General features: G+C 72.2%; 7 protein-coding genes. 1 reads left to right on the top strand and 6 read right to left on the bottom strand.

Going from position 1 to position 8,556, the window contains the following annotated elements:
* Positions 1–467: 467 nt before the first annotated feature.
* A complete protein-coding gene (locus tag MHW47_RS28180; RefSeq protein WP_239226581.1) occupies positions 468–1,475 on the bottom strand; it encodes a stage II sporulation protein M in 1,008 nt (335 codons plus the stop codon).
* Between the two features lie 113 nt (positions 1,476–1,588).
* Between MHW47_RS28180 and MHW47_RS28175 the strand changes: the two genes are divergently transcribed.
* Positions 1,589–2,608 carry an RDD family protein gene (locus tag MHW47_RS28175; RefSeq protein WP_239226580.1) on the top strand — a complete coding sequence of 340 codons (1,020 nt, stop codon included), beginning with the start codon at positions 1,589–1,591 and terminating at the stop codon, positions 2,606–2,608.
* A 24-nt stretch (positions 2,609–2,632) separates the two neighbouring features.
* On the opposite strand, the gene MHW47_RS28170 is transcribed toward MHW47_RS28175, so the two are convergent.
* From MHW47_RS28170 to MHW47_RS28150, 5 genes are all read right to left on the bottom strand, one after another.
* Positions 2,633–3,253 carry a hypothetical protein gene (locus tag MHW47_RS28170; RefSeq protein ID WP_239226579.1) on the bottom strand — a complete coding sequence of 207 codons (621 nt, stop codon included), beginning with the start codon at positions 3,251–3,253 and terminating at the stop codon, positions 2,633–2,635.
* Positions 3,254–3,403: 150 nt separating this feature from the next.
* A complete protein-coding gene (gene ahcY, locus MHW47_RS28165; protein WP_239226578.1) occupies positions 3,404–4,858 on the bottom strand; it encodes an adenosylhomocysteinase in 1,455 nt (484 codons plus the stop codon).
* A gap of 267 nt (positions 4,859–5,125) precedes the next feature.
* Positions 5,126–6,226, bottom strand: coding sequence for a cation diffusion facilitator family transporter (locus MHW47_RS28160; protein ID WP_239226577.1), 1,101 nt, complete (start codon positions 6,224–6,226; stop codon positions 5,126–5,128).
* A gap of 86 nt (positions 6,227–6,312) precedes the next feature.
* Complete coding sequence (gene manA / locus MHW47_RS28155; RefSeq protein ID WP_239226576.1) at positions 6,313–7,497, bottom strand: mannose-6-phosphate isomerase, class I; 1,185 nt, start codon at positions 7,495–7,497, stop codon at positions 6,313–6,315.
* 101 nt (positions 7,498–7,598) lie between these two features.
* Positions 7,599–8,556, bottom strand: a 958-nt coding sequence (locus MHW47_RS28150) for an SIS domain-containing protein (RefSeq protein ID WP_239226575.1), incomplete at its 5' end; no start/stop codon positions are given.

Below are 8,556 nucleotides of genomic sequence, written 5' to 3'. Positions count from 1 at the left end.
AGTTCTCAAGGAACGGACGCTTCCTTTGTACTCACCCTCGCGGGCTTTCCTCCGGGCGCTTCCCTTCGGTCTTGCGTTTCCGACTCTATCAGACTCTTTCGTGTCCGATTCCCGGTCGAAGCGGGTCTTGCTTTTGCTTTTCAGCGGTTCCAACCTTACCAGATCGATTCTGTCCCGTTTCCGGTTCGGATTTCAATTCTGGTGACCGTTGGAGGGCCTTGCCTTTCGGCTGATTCGACTTTATCAGAAGCTTTTCGGCCGAACCTAATCGGCTTCACTGCTTCAAAAGGTGGGAATCAATGGCTCTGCGGAAACATGATTTCCGATGAGAGCGATATAGATATTAACGACTGCTGCCGGGCTTGTCCAGCCTCGGGCAACCGTTCAAATCTACCTCCCCCGCATCACCGTGTCAACGGCTTTTGGGGCGAACAGAACACTAGCAGGTCGGTAACGCCCCATGCACATCAGGCGGCCATCGGCAGCTCGGCACTTCGTTCGACCGCGTCCAGGTCGCCCGCTTCCCCCGCTCGGGCCGCGCGCCCGCCGAGCACGTACACGTACGCGAGGAAGAGCAGCTCGGCGGCCACGCCCAAGGTGATCCGGGCCCAGGTCGGCAGGCCGGAGGGAGTCACGAACGCCTCGATGACGCCGGAGACGAACAGCACCAGCGCCAGGCCGATCGCCATGCCGATGGCCGCCCGGCCCCGTTGCGCCAGGGCCGCACGGCGCGTCCGGGGGCCGGGGTCGATGACCGTCCAGCCGAGGCGGAGACCCGTGCCGGCGGCGACGAAGACAGCCGTCAGCTCCAGCAAGCCGTGCGGCAGGATCAGGCCGAGGAACGTGTCGAGGCGGCCCGCCGAGGACATCAGCCCGATGCCCACCGCCAGGTTGACCACGTTGACGAAGAGGACCCAGATCACCGGCACGCAGAGGAAGGCGCCCAGCACCAGGCACATGGCGGCGGCCTGCGCGTTGTTCGTCCAGACCTGTGCGGCGAACGAGGCCGCCGGATGGCTGGAGTAGTACGACTCGTACTCGCCGCCCGGCGTCGTCATGCGGCGGAGGTCCTCGGGGGCGGCGATGGCCGCCTGGACCTCCGGGTGCGTACCGATCCACCACCCCATCAGCGCGGCCAGCAGGGTGGAGAGCACCGCGGTCGGTATCCACCAGTGCCGGGAGCGGTAGACCGCGGCGGGGAAGCCGGCCGTGAGGAAGTGCGTGACGTCGCGCCAGGACGCGCGACGCGTGCCGGTCACCGTGGCGCGGGCGCGCGCCACCAGTTGCGTCAGCCGTGCGACGAGCAGCGGATCGGGGGCGCTGGACCGGATCAGCGAGAGATGGGTCGCCGTGCGCTGGTACAGGTCCACGAGCTCGTCGGCCTCCGCGCCCGTCAGCCGGCGGCCGCGGCGCAGCAGATGGTCCAGCCGGTCCCACTCGATGCGGTGGGTGTGGACGAAGACGTCGAGGTCCATGATCGACTGCGGCTCCAGGCAGGGGTGTGTACCGGTCGTGCGACTGCGCGTCGGGGGCCAGCTTGGCAGACTGTGGGGCCGCGGGGCAGGGGCCCGGTGTGAGGGGTGGGGCGATGAGTGAGCTGGTGACCGGGGATGCGGTCGTGCTGGGACTCCGGCCGGCGAAGCTGCCGAGCCGGGCGCTGGCCACGGCCATCGATCTGATCCTGACGGGAGTGGTGTTCGGTGGGGTGGCGCTGGGGCTGGCCGTGGCGGCCGGTTCGCTGGACGACGCCGCCTTCGCCGCAGTCTCCGTCGCCACGTTTCTGCTGGTTCCGGTCGGAGGTCCGATCGCCGTCGAGACGCTCAGCCGGGGCCGGTCACTGGGGAAGCTGGTGTGCGGGCTGCGGGTCGTACGGGACGACGGCGGGCCCATCCGGTTCCGTCATGCGCTGGTACGCGGGGCCATGGGGGTCGTGGAGCTGCTGATGACGCTCGGGGTCGTCGCCGCGGTCGCGTCCCTGGTCTCGGAACGCGGCCGGCGCCTCGGGGATGTCTTCGCGGGGACGCTGGTGGTACGGGAGCGGGTTCCGGCGGGGCGGGCCGTCACCGTTCCCCCGCCTCCCCCGTGGCTGGTCGGACGGTTCGCCTCGCTGGACCTGTCGGCGGTTCCGGATGAACTGTGGCTCGCGGTCCGGCAGTACCTGACGCGGATGCACCAGCTCGATGCCGCCGTGGGCAGGGCCATGTCGGAGCGGCTCGGCCGGGAGATCGTCGCGCGGACCGGGGTGCCGGCCCCGGCGGGCGTTCCGGCCGCCGCGTTTCTGGCCGCCGTGGTGCACGAGCGGCAGGCGCGGGACGCGCGCAGGGCGTGGCAGGCCGCGCACGCGGAGGAGCTGCGCGGGCGGGCGGCCGGGGCGCGATTCGAGGGCACGCCTCGTCCCGGCGGGCCCGGGTACGGCATTCCGTCGCCCGGCGCGGGTAAGCCCGGCACTCTCGGCTCCGGGGCGCCGGTTCCCGAAGCGTCCCCTTCAGGAGCTTCCGCTTCCGGGGCGCCCGGTACGCGCGTTCCCCCTTACGCCGCTCCGCCCGCGCCTCGTCCGACCGGTGAGGGCGCGACGCCTCCGGCCACCGGGTTCGTGCCGCCCGTCTGACGGCCGGCGCGCGGCTCGGAGCGGTCAGTGCGCCGGGGGCGGAGAGGGCGGCGAATCCAGGTCTTCGAGCTCGATGCCCGGGGCCGACAGGACCACGTCCCCGGCGAGGTGAACGGTGTGCCGTTCACCTGTGTCCAGGGCGCTGACCTGGTACTCGTCCACGTGCAGGGGGCCGTTGTCAGTGGCGTGCGCTTCACTGTTCACCAGGGCCCAGGACTGGTCGGTGGTACGGGGGGCGAGGACCGGGTCCGTGAAGGTGACGACCCGGACGCGGGTCTCGGGGGAAGCGGGGGTGAGGCGCAGGAGACGAGCGGTCGCGACGAGGAAGGCGGGGGACGTGCCGCTGAAGGCGTGGCCACGGACATTGCCTTCCGAGGCGTCGGTCCCCGTGGGGTCGGTACGGACCCAGGTGAGGCCCTCCAGGGCGGCGCCTCGGACCTGCCAGCCGCCGGCGTGGAGTTCGAGCCGGAGGGGACGGCCGAGGGCGTCGAGGGTGAGGTCGACGGAGCCCAGGTGACTGCCGGACGGGGCGGTCGTTTGGGAGATGTAGCGCCAGCCGGACGGGCCGGGCGCGCACTGGAAGTGTTCTTCGCCGAGGAGGGTGTGGTCGTGGACGTCGTGGAGCGAATATCGGCCGCGGGGCATGGGGTCCTTCGGGTCCTCGGGTCGTGCGGGTGCGGTACGGCGCAGGCCCCCGACACGGGGGTGCGGGGGCCTGCGTTCGTCGCCGCTGAATGCCCGGCGCCGCCGGGCCGGCCCGCCTGAGGCCGGCCGGTCCGGGGCGGGGTCGCGGAATCAGTACCGGTAGTGGTCCGGCTTGTACGGGCCCTCGACCTGGACGCCGATGTACGCGGCCTGCTCGGGGCGGAGCGTCGTCAGCTTCACGCCGAGCGCGTCGAGGTGGAGGCGGGCGACCTTCTCGTCGAGGTGCTTGGGCAGCACGTAGACGTCGGTCGGGTACTCCTCGGGCTTGGTGAACAGCTCGATCTGGGCCAGGGTCTGGTCCGCGAACGAGTTGGACATGACGAACGAGGGGTGACCGGTGGCGTTGCCCAGGTTCAGCAGGCGGCCCTCGGACAGCACGATGAGGACCTTGCCGTCCGGGAACGTCCAGGTGTGGACCTGCGGCTTGACCTCGTCCTTGACGATGCCGTCGATCTTGGCGAGCCCGGCCATGTCGATCTCGTTGTCGAAGTGGCCGATGTTCCCGACGATGGCCTGGTGCTTCATCCGGGCCATGTCGGAGGCCATGATGATGTCCTTGTTGCCCGTCGTGGTGACGAAGATGTCGGCCTGCTCGACGACCTCGTCGAGGGTGGTGACCTGGTAGCCGTCCATCGCGGCCTGGAGGGCGCAGATGGGGTCGATCTCGGTGATGATCACGCGGGCGCCCTGGCCGCGCAGGGACTCCGCGCAGCCCTTGCCCACGTCGCCGTAGCCGCAGACGACGGCGGTCTTGCCGCCGATGAGGACGTCGGTGGCGCGGTTGATGCCGTCGATCAGCGAGTGGCGGCAGCCGTACTTGTTGTCGAACTTCGACTTGGTGACCGCGTCGTTGACGTTGATCGCCGGGAACAGGAGGGTGCCGTCGCGGTGCATCTCGTACAGCCGGTGCACACCGGTCGTGGTCTCCTCCGTGACACCGCGGATCTCGGAGGCCAGCTGGGTCCACTTCTGGGGGGACTCGCTCAGCGTGCGGTTGAGCAGCGTGAGGATGTGCGCGTACTCCTCGCTGTCCGCCGTCGCCGGGTCCGGGGCCGCGCCGGCCTTCTCGAACTCGACGCCCTTGTGCACCAGGAGGGTGGCGTCGCCGCCGTCGTCCAGGATCATGTTGGGGCCGCCGGTGGGCGTGTTCGGCCAGGTCAGTGCCTGCTCCGTGCACCACCAGTACTCCTCGAGCGTCTCGCCCTTCCAGGCGAAGACGGGGACGCCCGCAGGGGCCTCGGGGGTGCCGTTCGGGCCGACCGCGATGGCGGCGGCGGCGTGGTCCTGGGTGGAGAAGATGTTGCAGGAGGCCCAGCGGACCTCGGCGCCGAGGGCGACCAGCGTCTCGATGAGCACGGCCGTCTGCACGGTCATGTGCAGCGAGCCGGTGATGCGGGCGCCGGCCAGCGGCTGCGCGGCGGCGTACTCCTTGCGGATCGACATCAGGCCGGGCATCTCGTGCTCGGCGAGGGTGATCTCCTTGCGGCCGAAGGCGGCGAGGGAGAGGTCGGCGACCTTGAAGTCGGGTCGGTTGGCCGTCGTCATAACGGGCTGCTCCTCGTAAGAGGTCGAGGGTGGGTAGGGCGGCTCTGCGGCGGCGGGCACACGAATGCCCGGGCGCTCGCAGCGCAGTCCGTCGGAGGCCCTCTCTCCCTCGGCCGGTCCGGTGCACGGACCGATCGACCGCCATCAGCAGCGACGTCTGACACTGCCGTCGAATCTACACCGAACGGCGCAGCCGCTCCCAGTCCACCGGGAAGGGTCCGGTGCGGAAGCGGCTGCGCGAGGCGGGCGATGGCGAGTCCGGTGCGGTCAGTGGCCGGATTCTGTCGGGTCGGTCGGGCCGGCCGGCCCGGTCGGCCCGGCGGGGCCCCCGGGCTCCGGGGCCTCCGGCCCCGGCGTGGCGTCGGTGTCCGGGGCGGGGGTGTCCGTGGCGTCGGTGTCCGGGGCGGCGGGGTGGCCGCCCGGGGCCTTGGCCGGGTTGGTGCCCGCCGCGGCGGCGGCCGCGTTGTAGATGTCCGGCTCCAGGTAGATGACCCGGGCGATCGGGACGGCGGCGCGGATGCGGGACTCGGCGGCGTTGATGGCATTGGCCACCTCGTCGGCGGTGTCGTCGTGCTGGACGGCGATCTTGGCGGCGACCAGCAGCTCCTCGGGACCGAGGTGGAGGGTGCGCATGTGGATCACCCCGGTGACGGTCTCCCCGTCCACGGCGGCGGCCTTGATCATCTCGACCTGGTCGGTGCCCGCGGCCTCGCCGAGCAGCAGGGACTTGGTCTCGGCGGCGAGCACGATCGCGATGGTGATCAGCAGGATGCCGATGCACAGGGTGCCGATGCCGTCCCAGACACCGTCGCCGGTGCCCAAAGCCAGGCCCACGCCGCCGAGGGCGAGGATCAGACCGATGAGCGCGCCGAAGTCCTCCAGCAGGACGACCGGCAGTTCGGGGGCCTTCGCGCGGCGGACGAACTGCGTCCAGGTGAGCGAGCCGCGCGACTCGTTGGACTCCTTGATGGCCGTACGGAAGGAGAAGCCCTCGGCGATGATCGCGAAGACCAGGACGCCGACCGGCCAGTACCAGGCCTCCAGCTCGTGGGGGTGGCGGATCTTCTCGTAGCCCTCGTACACCGCGAACATGCCGCCGACCGAGAACAGGACGATGGAGACGAGGAAGGCGTAGATGTAGCGCTCGCGGCCGTAGCCGAAGGGGTGTTGCGGGGTGGCCTCGCGCTGGGCGCGTTTGCCGCCGAGCAGCAGCAGCCCCTGGTTGCCGGAGTCCGCCAGCGAGTGGACGCTCTCCGCGAGCATCGACGAGGAGCCGCTGAACAGGAAGGCGACGAATTTGGCCACGGCGATCGCGAGGTTGGCGCCGAGGGCCGCCACGATCGCCTTGGTTCCGCCTGACGCACTCATGGGTGCTCGGTGTCCCTTCTTCGGTGTGCGGCTCCGGCGGCCGCGTCATGGCGGCACATTACGCAGCCGCCGCCGCGGACGCCGCGTCAGGCCACCACTGTGGCACGGAAGAGGGTGCCGCTTCCGCTGACGCGGACCTCCTCGCCGGCCGGTACGAAGACCGAATCGCCGGGGCGCAGGCCCAGGTCACCGGCCTCGGTGGCGCCCGCGGTGCAGAGCAGGATCTGCGGAGTGGCCGCGGTCAGGTCGGCGGGGGCGGCGCCGGGCGACAGGTCGAAACGCGAGAGGCGGAACTCGTCGACCGGGGTCGCGTACACCTCCTCGCCGGACGGGGACGCCTCCGGGCGCAGGATGCCCGGATCGGTCGCCTCGAAGCGGACGACGCGCAGGAGTTCGGGGACGTCGATGTGCTTGGGGGTGAGGCCGCAGCGCAGCACGTTGTCGGAGTTGGCCATGATCTCGACGCCGAGGCCGTCGAGGTAGGCGTGCGGGACGCCGGCGCCGAGGAACAGCGCCTCGCCGGGCTGCAGCCGTACCGGGTTGAGCAGCATGGCCGCGACGACGCCCGCGTCGCCGGGGAAGTGGTGGGCGATGCGGGCGTACAGGGCGTAGGCACCGCCGAGCCGCTGCGAGGCGTCCGCGACGGCGGTCACCGTGTCGGCCATCTCCTCCGGGTCCGCGGTGAGGACCGCCGTCAGCACCTCGCGCAGGGCGGCCTCTTCGGGCTGGGCGCGCAGCAGGTCCGCGTACGGCTTGAGGGAGTCGACGCCCAGGTCCTCCATCACGGCGGCCGTCTCCAGGGGGCGGCGGAATCCGCACAGGCCCTCGAACGGGGTGAGCGCGCAGATCAGTTCGGGCTTGTGGTTGGCGTCCTTGTACGTGCGGTGGGCGGCGTCGATCGGGACGCCCCGGCGCTCCTCGTCCGCGAAGCCAGCCTTCGCCCGGTCGAGGTCCGGGTGCACCTGGAGGGAGAGGGGGGCACCCGCGGCGAGCAGCTTGAGGAGGAAGGGCAGCCGGGGGCCGAACTTCTCGACGGTCGCCGCGCCGAGTTCGCGGGCCGGGTCGGCGGCGATGACGTCGGTGAGCGGCTGGCCGGCGGGGGCGGCCGGGCCGGTGGCGCCGGTGCGGGTGATCCGGGAAGGGGCACCGGGGTGGGCGCCCATCCACATCTCCGCCTGCGGCTCGCCGGTGGGGGCGGTGCCGAGGAGGGCGGGGATCGCTGTCGTCGAGCCCCAGGCGTACGGGCGCACGGTGTTGGAGAGCCGGTCCATGGGTTCTGTCCTCGTGTTGCCGGGTGCGGTGCGGTGCGCGTGGTGGCTCGGGCGGCGGGCGTGCGTACGGGCTCGGCGCGCCGGGCGTGCGCGGGGGTGGTTCAGGCGCCCGCGCGGGAGGCGAGGGCCAGGTAGACGGCGGCGAAGTCGGTGACGGCGAGCAGTTCGGCGAGGGATTCCAGCGGGCTGCCGTCTTCCGGTTCCAGTTCGCTGATCGCCGTGTCGTGGCCGAGGGCCAGTTCGCGGGCGGCCGGGGCCGCGCTGAGGCCGCCGGCCGGGCGGTCCCGGAGCAGCACCACGCGGGCGTGCAGCGGTTCCGGTTCCTCGACGCGGTCGCGGAAGAAGTCGTCCGGGTCCGCCCCGGCCGCGAAGGCTCCGGCCAGCAGGCCCCCGTGGGCCGGGAGGGCCTCCGGGAGCGCGGCGGCGAGGGCCGGGCGGCCCGACAGCTCCGCCAGGACCGCGGCGAACCGGCGGCCGACCGGGCCGGCCGCGTCGCCCTCGGTCCAGATCAGCGGCAGGCTGTCCGCGAGTTCGGCGGCGAGGGTCTTGGCCGGGTTGCCGTACGTGGCGACGGCCGGGCCGCAGCGTTCCGCCGTGCGGTCCAGGCGGTCGGCGACACCCTGCAGCGCGTCGGCGGGTGCGGTGACCAGGCCGACGCGGTCGAGCAGGGCGAGCAGCGGGGTGAACAGGGCCCAGAGGGTGCCGGGGCCGGCGGCCGATGTCTCGGCGTCGTATTCGCCGTGCGGGGCGGTGGCCATCGGAACGACCAGGCCGTGCACGCCGTGCACCGCCTCGCGCAGCGGGGAGCGGAGGGGGGCGACGGCGACGACGGTGCAGCCCCGGCGGTACGCCTGCTCCGCGAGGAGGGCGAGGCCCGGTTCGGAGCCGTCGGCCGTGGCGATGAGGAGCAGGTCGACGGAGCCGGCCCAGCCGGGCAGGGTCCAGCGCAGGGCGCCGGGGGCGGGGGCGACGCCGCTCGGGCGGATGCGGGTGACCGGGGCTGAGGCCCCGGCGAGGGCGGCGATGAGATCCGCGACGCCGGTCGCGGCGGTGCCGGGG

The organism is Streptomyces sp. OfavH-34-F (assembly GCF_022347745.1).
In the GTDB taxonomy this organism is placed as follows: domain Bacteria; phylum Actinomycetota; class Actinomycetes; order Streptomycetales; family Streptomycetaceae; genus Streptomyces.
The sequence above is the reverse complement of the archived record's forward strand: the minus strand, read 5'-3'. Positions and strand labels throughout refer to the sequence as shown.